This is a genomic window from Streptomyces sp. CA-294286, assembly GCF_050947155.1.
Taxonomy (GTDB): domain Bacteria; phylum Actinomycetota; class Actinomycetes; order Streptomycetales; family Streptomycetaceae; genus Streptomyces.
Genome location: NZ_CP192005.1, coordinates 1,862,660 through 1,876,969, shown reverse-complemented (window position 1 = coordinate 1,876,969; position 14,310 = coordinate 1,862,660). Strand labels below are relative to the sequence as shown.

Annotated in this window: 17 protein-coding genes; 11 read left to right on the top strand and 6 right to left on the bottom strand. The window is 67.4% G+C overall.

Translation table 11 applies throughout. From position 1 onward, the window contains the following. Positions 1-13: 13 nt before the first annotated feature. Positions 14-865, bottom strand: coding sequence for a helix-turn-helix domain-containing protein (locus ACQPZG_RS12885; RefSeq protein WP_433545945.1), 852 nt, complete (start codon positions 863-865; stop codon positions 14-16). Positions 866-1,145: 280 nt separating this feature from the next. Here ACQPZG_RS12885 and ACQPZG_RS12880 point away from each other — a divergent pair, with 280 nt between their 5' ends. Further along, positions 1,146-1,637, top strand: a complete 492-nt coding sequence (locus ACQPZG_RS12880; protein WP_433545944.1) for an ATP-binding protein — start codon at positions 1,146-1,148, stop codon at positions 1,635-1,637. 313 nt (positions 1,638-1,950) lie between these two features. Here the strand turns inward: ACQPZG_RS12880 and ACQPZG_RS12875 are convergent, their stop codons facing one another. Further along, complete coding sequence (locus tag ACQPZG_RS12875) at positions 1,951-2,322, bottom strand: cupin domain-containing protein (protein ID WP_433545943.1); 372 nt, start codon at positions 2,320-2,322, stop codon at positions 1,951-1,953. A 107-nt stretch (positions 2,323-2,429) separates the two neighbouring features. Here ACQPZG_RS12875 and ACQPZG_RS12870 point away from each other — a divergent pair, with 107 nt between their 5' ends. The 4 genes from ACQPZG_RS12870 to ACQPZG_RS12855 all read left to right on the top strand — a co-directional run bounded on the left by ACQPZG_RS12870 (position 2,430) and on the right by ACQPZG_RS12855 (position 5,202). Next, complete coding sequence (locus ACQPZG_RS12870) at positions 2,430-3,260, top strand: AraC family transcriptional regulator (protein WP_433545942.1); 831 nt, start codon at positions 2,430-2,432, stop codon at positions 3,258-3,260. Positions 3,261-3,900: 640 nt separating this feature from the next. Continuing rightward, complete coding sequence (locus tag ACQPZG_RS12865; protein WP_433545941.1) at positions 3,901-4,254, top strand: hypothetical protein; 354 nt, start codon at positions 3,901-3,903, stop codon at positions 4,252-4,254. A gap of 95 nt (positions 4,255-4,349) precedes the next feature. Further along, positions 4,350-4,733, top strand: a complete 384-nt coding sequence (locus ACQPZG_RS12860; protein WP_433545940.1) for a hypothetical protein — start codon at positions 4,350-4,352, stop codon at positions 4,731-4,733. Between the two features lie 82 nt (positions 4,734-4,815). Further along, positions 4,816-5,202 (top strand): hypothetical protein, encoded by a 387-nt coding sequence (locus tag ACQPZG_RS12855; protein ID WP_433545939.1) that lies wholly within the window; start codon positions 4,816-4,818, stop codon positions 5,200-5,202. 208 nt (positions 5,203-5,410) lie between these two features. On the opposite strand, the gene ACQPZG_RS12850 is transcribed toward ACQPZG_RS12855, so the two are convergent. Then, positions 5,411-6,748: a hypothetical protein gene (locus ACQPZG_RS12850; protein WP_433545938.1), complete on the bottom strand. Its 1,338-nt coding sequence runs from the start codon at positions 6,746-6,748 to the stop codon at positions 5,411-5,413. 440 nt (positions 6,749-7,188) lie between these two features. On the opposite strand from ACQPZG_RS12850, the gene ACQPZG_RS12845 reads away from it, so the two are divergent. Continuing rightward, complete coding sequence (locus ACQPZG_RS12845) at positions 7,189-7,575, top strand: VOC family protein (protein WP_433545937.1); 387 nt, start codon at positions 7,189-7,191, stop codon at positions 7,573-7,575. 141 nt (positions 7,576-7,716) lie between these two features. On the opposite strand, the gene ACQPZG_RS12840 is transcribed toward ACQPZG_RS12845, so the two are convergent. Continuing rightward, complete coding sequence (locus ACQPZG_RS12840) at positions 7,717-7,908, bottom strand: hypothetical protein (protein WP_433545936.1); 192 nt, start codon at positions 7,906-7,908, stop codon at positions 7,717-7,719. 11 nt (positions 7,909-7,919) lie between these two features. Then, a complete protein-coding gene (locus ACQPZG_RS12835) occupies positions 7,920-8,792 on the bottom strand; it encodes a helix-turn-helix domain-containing protein (protein WP_433545935.1) in 873 nt (290 codons plus the stop codon). Between the two features lie 265 nt (positions 8,793-9,057). Between ACQPZG_RS12835 and ACQPZG_RS12830 the strand changes: the two genes are divergently transcribed. Beyond that, complete coding sequence (locus ACQPZG_RS12830) at positions 9,058-9,543, top strand: ATP-binding protein (RefSeq protein WP_433545934.1); 486 nt, start codon at positions 9,058-9,060, stop codon at positions 9,541-9,543. 274 nt (positions 9,544-9,817) lie between these two features. Here the strand turns inward: ACQPZG_RS12830 and ACQPZG_RS12825 are convergent, their stop codons facing one another. Next, complete coding sequence (locus ACQPZG_RS12825; RefSeq protein ID WP_433545933.1) at positions 9,818-10,183, bottom strand: VOC family protein; 366 nt, start codon at positions 10,181-10,183, stop codon at positions 9,818-9,820. Between the two features lie 278 nt (positions 10,184-10,461). Between ACQPZG_RS12825 and ACQPZG_RS12820 the strand changes: the two genes are divergently transcribed. The 4 genes from ACQPZG_RS12820 to ACQPZG_RS12805 are packed head-to-tail and all read left to right on the top strand — an operon-like array spanning position 10,462 to position 14,221. Beyond that, positions 10,462-11,487 carry an ABC transporter ATP-binding protein gene (locus ACQPZG_RS12820; RefSeq protein WP_433545932.1) on the top strand — a complete coding sequence of 342 codons (1,026 nt, stop codon included), beginning with the start codon at positions 10,462-10,464 and terminating at the stop codon, positions 11,485-11,487. Next, a complete protein-coding gene (locus ACQPZG_RS12815) occupies positions 11,487-12,251 on the top strand; it encodes an ABC transporter permease (protein ID WP_433545931.1) in 765 nt (254 codons plus the stop codon). Before ACQPZG_RS12820 ends, ACQPZG_RS12815 begins: the two co-directional genes overlap by 1 nt. A gap of 6 nt (positions 12,252-12,257) precedes the next feature. After that, positions 12,258-13,604, top strand: coding sequence for a sensor histidine kinase (locus ACQPZG_RS12810; RefSeq protein ID WP_433545930.1), 1,347 nt, complete (start codon positions 12,258-12,260; stop codon positions 13,602-13,604). Beyond that, a complete protein-coding gene (locus ACQPZG_RS12805) occupies positions 13,601-14,221 on the top strand; it encodes a response regulator (RefSeq protein WP_433545929.1) in 621 nt (206 codons plus the stop codon). Before ACQPZG_RS12810 ends, ACQPZG_RS12805 begins: the two co-directional genes overlap by 4 nt. Positions 14,222-14,310 lie beyond the last annotated feature (89 nt).

The following is a 14,310-nucleotide window of genomic DNA, read 5'->3' as shown; positions in this document are numbered from 1 at the left end:
GGCGGGGGTCTCCTCAGAGCTGCCGGGCGATGGCGTGGATGAATTCCCGTGAATCCTCGGTGTTCAAGGCGGCCCTGTCCATCCAGTCCAAGTGGGCCCGGTACTTCTGGAGTTGGCCAGCGGCGTGCATGAACTCGGGTCCGTGCGCGGAGTCCAACTGAACGGTGTCGAGTTCCGGAACGATTCCGTGCGCGTACAGCAGAGCATGGCCCGCGCCGGGGAAGGCACCGACCTCCGAGGGCAGCACCCGTAGCGTGATGTTGTCGCGTTCGGACATGTCGCACAGGTACGTGAGCTGCTCCCGCATGACGTCCCGCCCGCCGAAGTGCATGCGTAGCGCTGCCTCGTGCACGTACCCGACGTAGGGCATCGGCACCTCGCGGCCGAGAACCTGGCGCCGCTGCATGCGATGCGCGACTCTGAGTTCGACCTCCAGGCGAGGCAGTACCGGAAGTACGGAGTCGAAGACGGCGCGAGCGTAGTCCTCGGTGTGCAGCAAGCCCGGTACGTGCACCGTCTGGATCGTGCTGAGAGCGTGGGCGTGCCACTCCAGCTCGGCGATGTCCAGCAGCCCCTGGGGCAGCTCGCCCCGATACTTGTCCCACCAGCCGCGACTGCGCCGGGACGACATCTCTACAAGCGCCTCGACGTACTCGCTGTCCGCGCACTCGTAGTTGCTGGCCAGTGTGCGCACGCGCTCGGGTGCGATTGCCCGGACCCCGGACTCCATGTTGGAGATTTTGGTGCGGTCCAGTCCAAGAAGCCCTGCTGCGTACTCGGTGGTAGCCCCTGCGGCGGTGCGCATTTTGCGGAGTTCGGCCCCCAGTCGCTGTTGGCGTTCTGACGGTGTCGGTCGCGTCGTCATGCTGCCCCTTCTCAGGCTGATGGTGCGGTTCAGTCTGCCGCTGCACAGGTGTGCCAGTCCATTTGATCAGGCAATTGCCCCCTTTGAATGCGGCACGGGTGTCAATCGTGCTCTACTTTCAGTAACGCACCGACTACGCGACTGAGTTGGAAGCGCATCGCGCGAGCCTGCCCGGAACCTCCTTCCCTGGGAGGGGTAGGCCCGTGCCAGGGAGACAGGCCACTGCTCGACGGTGTACCGGCGCGACACGCAATATCCGTGCCCGGCAAGGGAGTTCCTGATGACGTCTATCGTGCCGATCCCGCTTGTCTGTCCGGTGGCCACCGCGCCGGACGCCGCCCCGGCCAGAACCACGTACGCGGAGGCGGAGGCCGACGGCCTCGCGCTGAGCCTGACCGTCCCCGGCGAACCCCGCAGCGCCGGGATCGTACGGACAGCCATGAACGCCGCGCTGCGCGCCCATCGTCTGGACCGGTACGGCCTGGTGGCGACGCTCGTGGCCACCGAACTGATGGCGGTGGCGTGCCGGTTGACGGTTCGCGCGGACCTGTATGTCTCCCTGCGTCACCGGGAGGGGTGCTTGCGTCTGGTGGTGTGGGACCAGCATCCGCCGCACGAGGAGGTGGACGCGGCGTCGCTGTGTTTCGTACGGCGGCGGCGTGCCTTGTGGTTGTTGGCGGAGGCGGTCGAGGACTGGGGTGGGGACTGGGGCGTGGAGGAGGCGCTGCCACCGCACCGGGGCGTCAAGTCCTGGGTGACGCTGCCCCGCTGAGAAGGGACGCAGGGGCAGCGTGCCGCCCCTTCAATACGTCCTGGGCGAACCCGATCGAGCCGCACCTCGGGGCCGCTGCGGCAGTTCGCCTTCGCCGACCCCAAGCACGCCTACCCCCAAGCGCACCGTCCGTGCCCGCGCCCGGTACGCCCACCTGCGCCGGTGCAACCGGCACGCCCACCTGCGCCGGCGCAACCGGCACGCCCCGCAATCCCGACGCTCCGGCCGCCCAACGTCGCGAACGTGCCGCCTCAGCCAAGAGTGCATCCGCTGGGGCGGACGGCCCGCCGCTACAGCGACCCGACTCCCTGCCTTAGTCGAGGATTTCAGCCGCCTTGGTCATCGGTCCCCCTGTGTCGCCGGTGTTCATCGTGCCAGCCGGTTCGAGCAAAAGGATCGCAGTCTCCTCGTCGGCCACGGTGCAGTGCTCGACCCCGCGGGGAACCACGAACAGCTCGCCGGGTTCCACCACCACGTCGCCATCCCTGAGCCGGATGGTGAGCCGCCCGCTGATCACCATGAGCAACTCATCGGTGTCCTCGTGGGTGTGCCAGACGAACTCCCCCTTCAGCTTGGCGAGCTTGACCTCGTAGTCGTTGAGCACCGCCACCTTCTTCTGCGACCACAGCTCGCTGAACTGCGCGAGCTTGTGGGCGAGGTTGACGGGAACAGCTGACGTGGACATACAGCATCCTCTCCTCAGGACCGGGCGCCGGGATCGGCCCCTCGGGCTCCCGGCCGGTGCGACGAGCCTGCCGCGCCCCGACTCCTCGGGTCTTGTACGTTCCTGGCATGACCTCCGACCGGCCCCGCACGTTCGTCAGGGCCTGGCGGCCGGCCGTGCCCGGGATCGCCGAGGTCTTCCACGCCCACTTCACCCGCCACGCATACCCGGCCCACACCCACGACACGTGGGACTTGATGATCCTCGACGACGGCTCCGTGGACTTCGCACTCGACCGTCAACGCCACGGGGCGACCGGCAGCGCAAGCGTCCTCCTGCTTCCTCCCGGCATTCCCCATGACGGGCGGACCGTCACCGCATCCGGGTTCCGCAAGCGCAACCTCTACCTCGACGCATCCGTACTGCCGCAGCATTTGGCCGGCCGGGCGGCGGACGCCCCGGTCCTCGACGATGCCCTGCTGCGCGGCCGGATCGACCAGCTGCACACCGCTCTCGCCCATCCCGGAGACGGCTTCGACGCCGAGTCCCGCCTCACGTTCATCCGGGAACGACTCCACTTCCACCTCGCCGCCCTCCAGCCCCGCGCACCAGGGCGTGAGGCAAACCGGCTGGCCGCTCAGCTGCGGGACCTGCTGGACTCCCGAACCCGCGTCGGCCTGTCCCTGCACGAGGCCGCGGCCACCCTGTATGCCGACCCCACCCATCTGATCCGCTGCTTCAGGCAGACGTACGGCCTGCCGCCCCACGCCTATCTCACCGGCAAGCGGATCGAACACGCCCGTCGCCTGCTCCTCGACGGCCACCGGCCCGCCGAGGTCGCCACGACCGTCGGACTGCACGACCAGGCCCACCTCAACCGACACTTCACACGCCACGTCGGCACCACCCCCGCGCGTTACCAGCGGACTCGCAGCGGTTCGTCCCCGACCGCCTCCTGAGCCCCCGTATCGGATGCTGGCCTCCGACCCCCCCCGCGATCTCCCGGATCCTGCGGTGGTCGCGCTGAGCGACGGCCGGGGAGAACCGTCCCTCGAACGCAGGTCGCTGTGCCCGGCCGAGTCAGAACGAGCGTCCCGGGCACGGATCCAGTCGCGAACACGGCCGTCAGCCAGGGCCTCTCACAAGCCAGGGCCTCCTCTCAATTGACCGTCCGGTGCGGAGGGCACCCGCCGCGTACAGCACCCGGTCGGACGGTACCCGCGTCCCCCGATATGGCTGGGTTCTGACGTCGTGCCAGGCGCATCGGGTTCGTTCACTTTCGCAGTGCGGGACACCCACCCCCCGGAACGAAATATTCACGCACCTGTGATGCGGATCACACCGACCGGAGGTGGCTACTCACAGTGTGTACGCGGCGCGGGGCCCCACTTCCCCTGGGCCCCCTTATTGGCTCATGTCGGATTCATGGTCCAATTCGATTCCCCCGGCTCTGTCACCCTCTGCGAGTGAATGAACTGCGGGTTCAAAAACTTCTTTACCTGTTGATTATCCTGCCCTATGCTCGGCACTCATCGGGGGATAACTTCTCTAAATACTGTCAAGTTATTCCGTCAGTCAAGTAGAGAAAGTGAAGACTAAGTGAAGAAGATGTTTGCCCGTATTGCCGTGACAGGCGCTGCTGTTGCAGCGACGCTCGCCGCTACCGCGACCCCGGCTTTGGCCGACTCCGACATCACCTTGAACAACAACCGCGGCTACATGACGTACAAGGACAGCGTGGATGTCTTCGAGATCTGCGACATGAACCCGGACGGTCACGGTGTTCACGGGCTCCTGACGAAAACGGGTACGGGCAACGTCATGCACATCGACGACGGTGGCGACGCCGGATGTGACAAGCAGGGTTACAACGTGGACTCCGCCCAGTACCGGATGAGCTTCTTCTGGGACGGTGGAGGCAAGGTTCTGTACTCCAAGTACTTCAGCGAGTAGTCCGATCGGCGCAGGCTGTCCCGCTCCCTTTCGACTCGACAAGAAGTACGTCTTTCATTGGGCTGCGCTGCGGCCCTCCAGAGGAAGAGGAACCAGTGCGTAGATCCTTCACCCGCATGGCTGTCACCGGTGTGGCAGCCGCCACGTTGCTCGTCGCTACGGCGACTCCCGCCATGGCCGACTCCGACATCATCCTGAAGTTCAACCACGGCTATTTCCTCTACCACGACAACGGCGACATGTTCGAAGTCTGCGACACCAAAGCGGACGGGCACGGCGTTGTCGGTCGACTGATGGAAAACAATGACAACAGCCCCGTTCCGGGCTTCGGTGAGATTCTCCGGGTTGACGACGGTGGCGACGCCGGATGTGACAAGAAGGGGCACGACGTCCAGAAGTCCCCGTCGTACACCTACCAGATGAGGCTCCACTGGAACGGTGGCGGCGGCACGATCGTGTCCAAGTCCTTCCGGGAGTAGCGCACCCGCGCCTGCACAATCCGGGCGCCCATCGGAGGCGGCCCATTCCTTGGGCCGGTGCACTGCAAAAGAGGAAGAGTAGATGACCAGTTCATTCGGCCGACTGGCCGCGGGGGCTACCGTGCTCGCTGCGGCGCTCGGCACCCTGGTGACGCCGGCCCACGCCGCCGAAACCGGCGAAGCGGGCGCCAGCAACACCAATATCACCGTCAAGAGCAGTCGTGGGTACATGATTTTCCATGACGACGGAGACATGTTCAGCATATGTGACACGAATGCGGACGGACACGGAGTAGAAGGCCAATTGGTCGACTACTACACCGGCACCACCTACCTGTACATCGATGACGGTGGCGACAGCGGCTGCGACAAGAAGGGGTACAACGTCACCGGCGGGACCCACTACGTCATGCAGTTCTGGTGGTCCGGTGACGGCGTCGTCCGCAAATCGGCGAGGTTCAACGAATAGATCGGCCGGCGGATCTTCTGATCCGCAACGGCTGAGGTTCTGACCCGCCGTCCGTGGTGCGTCGTCCGTTGTGACGGACCGGACGGACCGGACGGACCGGGGCGGGACTCCTGGTGGTGGGACCGGGCAGGACTCCTGCGCGGAGGGGGAAGCCGAGCTGGTCGACCCTCTCCGCGCAGGAGTTCAGCGGTACCCGGTCCCGAGAAGGTCAGCGCCTGGTGAACACCGGAGTCCAGCGACCGTCGTAGTGGCGCTTCGCCTCGCGGAATCCGGAGAGCGGTGTCACGGTCTCCTCGTCCGGACCGACCAGGATCAACTGGTTGCGGAACTCGTCCCGGCCGGGGGCGCACTGCTCGGGATCACAGCTCCAGGCGATGAGGCGTCTGTCGTCCACCCAGGCGACCAGTTGCTGACCGGGTACGAGTGCGGCGCGCTTACCGGTCCTGGCATCCAGTACCTCGGAGACGATCTGGCCCCTTTCGCCCGCGAAGGAGCCGGCCACCAGACTCCCGTCGGGAGACAAGCCCGCCTCCGCGTAGTCCAGATGTGCCTCCGCCTCCGGAACCTCGGCCTCGTTCCCCTTCACGTCGTAATAGATGCGTCCGGGCTCGTCGGTCCGGTATTCCCACAGCAGCTTGCTGTCATGACTCCAGCGGAAGTCATTGCGTCCGCCGAAAGGCATGAGAGGGACGTTCTTGTCGGCGGGTTTGTCAATGAAGTCCGCCTTGCCTGTCGCGACATCGACGGCGTAGAAGCCGGTGCGGCTCGCCTTGGGTCCCGGCTGCTTCTCGCCGTTCACCTGTTGTGGCGTGTCGATGAACATGCGGTCCGGGTGCAGGCCGTATGCCGTTGCCACGAGCTTCGTGCCGTCCGGTGAGAACTGCACCTCGCCGACACCCTTGTCGACCTCGATCCAGCGCTGCACCTTGCCGGTGGTGAGGTTTAACAATCCAATGCGCTTTGCGGGCAGCTCCCGCTCCAACACCGCGGCAGTCCGCATTCCGGGGGCAACGGACAGCCAAGCCCAGTCGGTCTCCTCGTACCGCTCCGTCTTCGTGTTGAGCAGCCGCCAGTTGTGCGTGCGAACGATGTCCCCGCCGGGCTGCTTCACGTCCTTCGTCGTGTGGTAGGCGGAGAGGACGATTTTTCCCGCCGCGATCAGGTTCCGCGGCGGCGACTGGTCCGGCTGGGCCGTCACGTCCGGGCTGCCGGACTTGTCGGCGGGCTTTTGTCCCTGCTCGCTCTTCCCGCCCACGGTCAGAGTCACGACGGCTGCCGTTACGGCAACGACCGCTGCGACGATGCCTGCCGCGATGTACCTCCGGCGGCGCCTTGGCTGCTGTGCCCTTGTATTGCCGGAGTCGGAATGGGGCACCTGCGGGGCGCGCTCCTCGGGGGCCGCGGAGGTCGGCTGATCAAATTTCACTTCGGTACCTTCATAAGTGGGAGAAATTCCCGTCGCATCCGGAATTTCCGCCTCCATCATTGTGGGTGCGCATTTCCCGGCGCATTTCTTCCCTGCCCGTGATTCGCGGAGCAGTTTCACCCGAACGGCGCCGATCGTATGTCAGGATGATCGACCGGTCAATGAAATTCTGATAGAGCGCATCCCTTCTCGTGCTTGTCTCAGCTGTACTGCGGATCTCTCCTCGCGCGGTGCGATGATTTACGGGTGGTTTTCCGGTTTCGGGCAGAAATGGCGTGTGCCGATGGGTGCGCGTTCTCCGAGGTCTTGCGCGGGCGTGGGTATGCCCCGGGATCGAACAATGTGCCGGAGTTTGCCGTGCTCCGGTGCTGTGCAAAGGGTTTGGCGAGGGAAATGCGCGAGACGGGTATGTGCACGGAGCCGGAAGCGCCCCGCGTCGCACCGAATGCCGCGCACGCCATGTGAAGGGCGTCGGATTTGTCGCCGATGCCCTCGGATTCGGGACTGTGTCGAGCGTCGGAGCGCGTCTCGCGAGGTAACTCCCCGTAGGCTCGGCCGTCATGGAGACGACGGCGTCCTTCGTCCATCACCTCGGGGTGTTCGCTTCGGATTTTCAGGCCAGCGAACGCTTCTATACCGCTGCGCTGAAGGCTCTCGGTATCGGAGTCGGCCACCGGGCCGACGGAGTCACGGAGTACTGGCGTCCGGAATGGGACACGCCGTCGTTGTCCCTGGAACGCGCGGAGGACACCGTCACCAGAGGGGTGCACATCGCGTTCGCGGCATGCAGCCGGGATGCGGTGGACGCCTTCCACGCGGCTGCGGTGGCGGCCGGGGGAGCTTCCCGGCACGCGCCCGGCACGTGGAGCGAGTACCGCGCCTACTGTGCGTTCGTCAGCGACCCGGACGGCAACAACATCGAGGCCGTCCACAAGGAGTCCCCGTAACGCTCCGAACCGGCGCGCCGGTGCCCGTCAGGCGGTGTCGGCCACGGGGGCGGCTCCCTATGGACGCCGCCCGGCTCGCGGCCCGCGTGCGTTCACGACCTTGCACGTCACGCACCGCCGGTGCGCCGCGCGGGGTGCGTGTCAGAGGAGGTGGTCGGCCTTGCCGGCCTTGATGTCGAGGATGAGGTTGCGGAGGGCTTCGCGGGTGTCGGTGAGGGGGGTGTCCTCCTGTCCGAGGATGGCGATGTAGGCGTTGTCGGCGTCGTCGGTGCCTATGCGGAAGCAGTTCGCGCCTTCGCCGCAGAAGGCTTCGTCCCAGTGAATGGTCGGCATGCCGGAGTCTCCTAGAGCTGGTCGGCGATGGTACGGACAAAGGCTTGTGAGTCGCTGGGACTCAGAGCCACTTCGTGCATCCGGTCCAGCAGGGCCCGGTACTTCCGGAGTTGCATGTCCGAATCGAGGAACTCGGGCCCATGGGTGCTGTCCAGCTCCACGACGTCAAGTTGCGGGACCTCGCCCTCTGCGTAGATCACGGATTGCCCCGCGCCGGGAAAGCCGCCCGCTTTGAAGGGCACCACTTGGACGGTTACGTTGTCCCGCTCCGACATCTTGAGTATGTGTTCGAGCTGTCTCTTGGCGACCTTGGGGCCACCGAACTCCATGCGTAGAGCGGCCTCGTGAATGATCAGGTCGACAGCGGGAGGAGCGGGCTTGTCCAGCGCGCGCTGGCGGGCCAGCCGGTGGGCGACTCGGAGGTCGACCTCACGGCGCGGGATCGGCGGGATGACCTGTTCGAACACCGCGCGGGCGTGCTCTTCGGTGTCCAGCAGGCCAGGCATGTGCACTGACAGGGCGATGCGGAGGCGGTGCGCGTGCCACTCCATCTCATCGATGTCGAGGATGGCGGAGGGCAGTTGTCCCCGGTACGACTCCCACCAGCCCTTCCCGCGCGTGGTCGCCATGCGTACCAGTGCTTCGACGTAGTCCTGGTCCGAGCAGCCGTAGTTGGCCGCCAGGGTGCGCACCCGTATGGCGCTGACACCCACCCGCCCGGATTCCATGTTGGGCACGTTGGTGCGAGGGACGCCGAGCAGTCCGGCAGCGAACTCCACGGTCATGCCCGCTTCGATCCGCATCTTCCGCAGTTCGGAACCCACGCGTCGTTGGCGCTCGGTGGGTGTTCCCCTCGGCGACATGTGCCCCCTCGTGTCAGGCATAAAAGTCTGCCCCAGTCTGCCCCGGCGTCGCACGGCCGGTCCACTGGCGCACGGAGAGCATTGTGCCGTTCTACGGTACATGTACCGTGGAATGGCCTACAGTCAGTGACGCACCGACTACGCGACTGAGTTCGAAGTGCATCGCGCGAGCCTGCCCGGATCCTCCTTCCCTGGGAGGGGCAGCCTCGCGCCAGGGAGACAGGCCACTGCTCGACGGCGTACCGGGGTGACGTGCAGCACCCGTGCCCAGCAAGGGAGTTCTTTCATGACGTCGACCACGTCGAACCCGCTTCTCTGTCCGGTGACCGCGATGCCGGACGCCGCCCCGGCCGTATTCACCTACGCGGAGGCCGACGGCCTTGCGCTGAGCCTGACCGTCCCCGGCGAGCCCCGCAGCGCCGGGATCGTACGGACGGCCGTGAACGCCGCGCTGCGCGCCCATCGTCTGGACCGGTATGGCCTGGTGGCGACGCTCGTGGCCACCGAACTGATGGCGGTGGCGTGTCGGTTGACGGTTCGCGCGGACCTGTATGTCTCCCTGCGTCACCGGGAGGGGTGCTTGCGTCTGGTGGTGTGGGACCAGCATCCGCCGCACGAGGAGGTGGACGCGGCGTCGCTGTGTTTCGTACGGCGGCGGCGTGCCCTGTGGTTGTTGGCGGAGGTGGTCGAGGACTGGGGCGGGGACTGGGGTGTGGAGGAGGCGCTGCCACCGCACCGGGGCATCAAGTCCTGGGTGACGCTGCCCCGCTGAGAAGGAGCGCGGCGGCATCACGCCGGGGCGGGTGACGGCACGCTTGCAAAGCTTTTCCAGGGGCCCTGCGTCACGCTCCAGGCAACGACGGCCCGGGAGTTGCTGAACGTCTTGCGGGGCAGTGTTGCCCGAGGTCTCTACGAGCGGCACGGATTCGTGGTCGAGGCCCAGGACCCGACCGACGTTTTCATGGTGCGCCTGCCACGGGCGAGCAACGCTGCTCACGCCTGACCTGCGGCAGCGAGACGGCCTCGGCTCCGGCAGGGAGGCCGCCTCAGCCCCTGACGATGCAGAAGGGATGCCCGGCCGGATCGGTGAGGACCCGCCACCTCTCCGGATGCGGTTGCTGATCCGGCTTCTTCGCCCCCAGCTCCAGCAGGCGGGCCTCGGCCTCGTCCAGGTCCTCCCCGACCTCGAAGCAGAGATGGAGCTGCTGGGGGACGTCCGGCGCGGGCCAGCTCGGAGCGCGGTGGTCGTCGACCCGTTGGAAGCCGACGAGGACGTGACCCTCCCGGTGGAGACTCGCGAAGTCGGCGTTCGACTTCGGGTGCGGTGCGAGGCCGGTGGCCTGCTGATAGAAGGCTGCCAGGGCCGGCGGATCAGGGCAGTCGAGAGTTATCGCACTCAACTTCATCTGCATGGGTACGCCGCCTCCGGGCCGCTGTCGGAATCTTCGCCACGCATACTCTAAGGCCGTTGGCTGCGGCCTGTCGGATCATCAACTGGGCTGTCTTACGCGGCCTTTGACCCGTACACGCATGGTGGCGCGTGGTGGTGGCTGGGGACGGCCCGACACCCACACGGCATCGGGCGCACCGATCGGTGCCGCGCCTCCACCGATCGGTGGACGCGCGAGTCAACCCGGGCGCGGACGGGACGGTCGATGTGGGGGGTGCGGGGCGTCCGTAGCTTCGCGGTATGACCGCCCTGGAAGTACGACATCTGCACAAGCGCTACGGGCAGCACGTTGCCGTCGACGACGTCTCCTTCACCGTGGAGGAGGGGGAGATCTTCGGCATCATCGGGCCCAACGGTGCGGGCAAGACGACGACCGCCGAGAGCATCGCCGGACTGAGAACGCCCGACTCGGGCTCGGTCTCTGTGCTGGGACTCGACCCGATCAGGGAGCGGGCGGAGGTGCGCGAGCGACTGGGCGTGCAACTCCAGGACAGCAGCTTCCCGGACGCGATCACGGTCGCCGAAGCCCTCGATCTCTACAGCTCCTTCTACCGGAACCCTGCCGACTGGCGTGAACTTGTCGAGCTGCTGGGCCTGACCGACAAGCGCGACACGCGGTACAAGGCCCTGTCGGGCGGGCAGAAGCAGCGGCTTTCGATCGCGCTCGCTCTGGTCGGCAATCCGCAGGTCGCGATTCTCGACGAGCTGACGACGGGACTGGACCCGCAGGCCAGACGCGACACCTGGAGCCTCATCGAGCGGGTCCGCGACAGGGGCGTCACGATCCTCCTCGTCACGCACTTCATGGACGAAGCCGAGCGCCTCAGCGACCGGATCGCCGTCATCGACGGTGGCCGGGTCGTCGCGGTCGACACGCCCGCGGGGCTGATCGCGCGGACGAGCGCGCAACAGCAGGTCCGGTTCCGTGTGAGCCAACCGCTGGACAAGAGCGTCCTGACCGGGCTTCCCGACGTGACCGACGTCGAGATCACCGGGGGCCGCTGGCTCGTCACCGGCAGGGGACAGCTTCTGACCGGCGTCGCGGGGGCGCTCGCCAGGGCGCAGGTCGTGGCGGAGGACCTCCGCGTCGATCAGCGCAACCTCGACGACGCGTTCGTGGCCTTCACGGGACGGGCGCCAGGGCTCCCGGGGCCCCCGGGGTCGGAGACGTCGGCCGCGTCCCCGAACTCCCCGCATTCCTCGGAGTCCCCGAACTCTCCGCACTTCCCGGACTCCTCGGAAGCCTCCGAGCGGAGGGGAGAGTGATGGGTGCCCTCCTGAAGACGGTCCGGGTCGAGGCGAAACTCTTCCTCCGGGACTCCGCCACCGTCACCTTCGGTGTGCTGTTCCCGACGGGACTCCTGCTCGGGCTGGGCGCCGTCCCGTCGCTCAGGGAGCCGTCGCAGGAAACCGGCGGGCTGCGGTCCATCGACGTCTGGGCGCCCACCGCCCTGGTGTTCGGGATGGTGATGATCGCCGTGCAGCACGTACCGGCGGTGATCGCCACGTACCGCGAGCGCGGCATCCTGCGCAGGCTCTCGACCACTCCCGCGCACCCGCGCAGTGTCCTGCTGGCGCAGATGAGCGTCGCGTTCGCGTCCGTGGTCGTCTCGGCGGCGCTCATGACCTTCGTCGCGTGGGCCGTGCTGGACATCGCGCCGCCCGAGCGGCCCGTGGAGTTCGCCGTCGCCTTCCTCGTCGGCTATGCCGCCCTGCTCGGGCTGGGCATGATCTCCGCGGCCGTGGCCCGTACGAGCAGTGCCGCGAACCAGGTCGGTACTCTCCTGTTCGTCGCGCTGATGTTCTTCGGCGGAGCCTTCCTGCCGCGCGTCCTCATGCCCGACGTGCTGCGCGCGGTCGGCGAATTCGTCCCGCCCGGGCTGCAGGCTCTCACCGCGGCGTGGTCCGCCGAAGCGGGCGAGGTCACCGCCACCGCCGGTGGACAGCCCTTCTGGTTGCAGATCGCCATAATGGCGGGTATCGCCGTGACCGCGAGCGCGATCTCCGCCAAGCTCTTCCGTTGGGAGTAGAAGTCGATGATGCGGGATGCCGCGGCCGGTGAGCACCCGGATTCCGGGACGCGCGGATCCGCTCTCGCGGAAGAGGCGGAGAGGGCGCATCGCTCCCGACTGGCGTGGAGGCAGCAGCAACTGCGGGTCTGGGACCTGTTGCAGTTGGTCACTCCGTGGCTGCTGCTGACGATCTCGACGGCGATCTACTTCTCGTGGGTGCTTCCGGCCTCCGGTGAACGCTTCCGGTCCGAGGGCGCCGTCGTCCTCGGGCTGGTCGCGGTCTCGGTGGTGTGGGTGCTGTTCGGACACACCCTTCCCCTCAGGAGGAGGACGCTCCGGCCCGTCCCGGCGGGCATCTTCTTCGTCGGGCTGCTGGCGCTGTGCGTCACCCTCATGACGTACTCCGACATCTTCCTCGTGTTCACCGTCGCGGGCTTCTTCCACGCGTACCTGCTCCGGCCGTGGCCGCTGGGCGTGTTCGGGGTCCTGACCACCTCCATCGCCCTCAACGGCTCGGCGATGCGCGTATGGGCCGACCCGGCACCGGACGTGCTCGCGGAGTTCTTCCTGATCGTCGCCGTGCAGACGGCGGCGATCGGGGTGGGCATTTTGCTGACGGCACGCAGCGAACCGGAGGAACGCAAGCGGGAGGAACTCGTCGAGCGACTCGAAGCGGCACTGCACGAGAACGCCGGGCTGCATGCGCAACTGGTCGCCCAGGCCCGCGAGTCCGGGGCGCAGGACGAGCGGCAGCGACTGGCCGGCGAGATCCACGACACGCTGGCCCAGGGACTCGCCGGCATCATCACGCAGCTCCAGGCGGCGGAGCGTTCCGCGCGAATGCGGGGCGAGACGGAGGAGCACGTCGCGCGTGCGCTTCGGCTCGCGCGCAGCAGTCTGACCGAGGCCAGACGGTCCGTGCGGGCGCTCGCTCCCCGGGAACTGGGGCGGGCCCGTCTCCCCGACGCGCTGCGCACGTTGACCGAGCGGTGGTCGCAGGACCAGGGGATCGGTGCGCAGATGGAGGTCACCGGCCAACGGGAACCGCTGAGTCCGGCGATCGAGGTGTCGCTCTTCCGGGTCGCGCAGGAGTCGCTGACCAACGTGGCCAAGCACGCTCGGGCCTCGCGCGTCGGTGTCACGCTGTCGTACACGGGACCCGAGGTGCTGCTCGACGTGCGGGATGATGGGCGCGGGTTCACCCAGGGGGCCGGCACCGGCTTCGGCCTGACGAGCATGCGCCAGCGCATCAGAGGGGTCGGCGGTCACGTGGAGGTGCAGAGCGCACCGGGCGAAGGGACGTCCGTGAGCGCGCGCGTACCGGCGATCGCCCCCGGGGGCACGGGAGCGAACGGGGAGGCCGACCGATGATTCGACTGGTGATCGTGGACGACCATCCGATCGTACGGGGCGGACTTCGCGACACCTTCGCGGACGCCGAGGACATCGTGGTGGTCGGTGAGGCCGGGGACGGCGCTCAGGGCATCGAGCGCGCACGACTGCTGGCAGTGGACGTCGTGCTCATGGACCTTCGGATGCCCGTGCTGGACGGCGTCGCCGCGACCGCGGCTCTGCGGGACGTGGCCCCGGGCACCCGAGTGCTGATCCTGACCACCTTCGACAGCGAGAGCGACGTACTGCCGGCGATCGAGGCGGGCGCGATCGGATACCTCCTGAAGGACGCGCTGCCCGACGAACTGACGCGAGCCGTCCGGGCCGCCGCGCGCGGCGAGTCGGTGCTCGCGCCGTCCGTGACGCAGCACCTCATGGGGCAGGTCCGCAGACCCGGCGCCGGAACACTGACCGACCGGGAGAAGGAGGTGCTGCAACTGGTCGCGAACGGCAACTCGAACCGGGAGGCCGCTGCGGCGCTCTTCATCGGCGAAGCGAGCGTCAAGACCCACTTGCAGCACATCTACGGCAAGCTCGGCGTGCGTGACCGGGCCTCGGCGGTGGCCGAGGGCTACCGCCGCCGCCTGCTCACCTGACGCCCAACCGCCGCTCGCCGCAGGGCAGAAGCGGGGAGAATCCCGTGCAGCGACCGCGACTCGTGACGGGCGGAGCAGACGGTGACGCG

Coding starts and splice junctions, on each gene's coding strand:
- ACQPZG_RS12815 (WP_433545931.1), top strand. CDS start 11,487: ATGGGTGCCCTCCTGAAGACGGTCCGGGTCGAGGCGAAACTCTTCCTC.
- ACQPZG_RS12875 (WP_433545943.1), bottom strand. CDS start 2,322: ATGTCCACGTCAGCTGTTCCCGTCAACCTCGCCCACAAGCTCGCGCAG.
- ACQPZG_RS12810 (WP_433545930.1), top strand. CDS start 12,258: ATGATGCGGGATGCCGCGGCCGGTGAGCACCCGGATTCCGGGACGCGC.
- ACQPZG_RS12855 (WP_433545939.1), top strand. CDS start 4,816: ATGACCAGTTCATTCGGCCGACTGGCCGCGGGGGCTACCGTGCTCGCT.
- ACQPZG_RS12820 (WP_433545932.1), top strand. CDS start 10,462: ATGACCGCCCTGGAAGTACGACATCTGCACAAGCGCTACGGGCAGCAC.
- ACQPZG_RS12870 (WP_433545942.1), top strand. CDS start 2,430: ATGACCTCCGACCGGCCCCGCACGTTCGTCAGGGCCTGGCGGCCGGCC.
- ACQPZG_RS12805 (WP_433545929.1), top strand. CDS start 13,601: ATGATTCGACTGGTGATCGTGGACGACCATCCGATCGTACGGGGCGGA.
- ACQPZG_RS12845 (WP_433545937.1), top strand. CDS start 7,189: ATGGAGACGACGGCGTCCTTCGTCCATCACCTCGGGGTGTTCGCTTCG.
- ACQPZG_RS12830 (WP_433545934.1), top strand. CDS start 9,058: ATGACGTCGACCACGTCGAACCCGCTTCTCTGTCCGGTGACCGCGATG.
- ACQPZG_RS12835 (WP_433545935.1), bottom strand. CDS start 8,792: ATGCCTGACACGAGGGGGCACATGTCGCCGAGGGGAACACCCACCGAG.
- ACQPZG_RS12880 (WP_433545944.1), top strand. CDS start 1,146: ATGACGTCTATCGTGCCGATCCCGCTTGTCTGTCCGGTGGCCACCGCG.
- ACQPZG_RS12885 (WP_433545945.1), bottom strand. CDS start 865: ATGACGACGCGACCGACACCGTCAGAACGCCAACAGCGACTGGGGGCC.
- ACQPZG_RS12825 (WP_433545933.1), bottom strand. CDS start 10,183: ATGCAGATGAAGTTGAGTGCGATAACTCTCGACTGCCCTGATCCGCCG.
- ACQPZG_RS12840 (WP_433545936.1), bottom strand. CDS start 7,908: ATGCCGACCATTCACTGGGACGAAGCCTTCTGCGGCGAAGGCGCGAAC.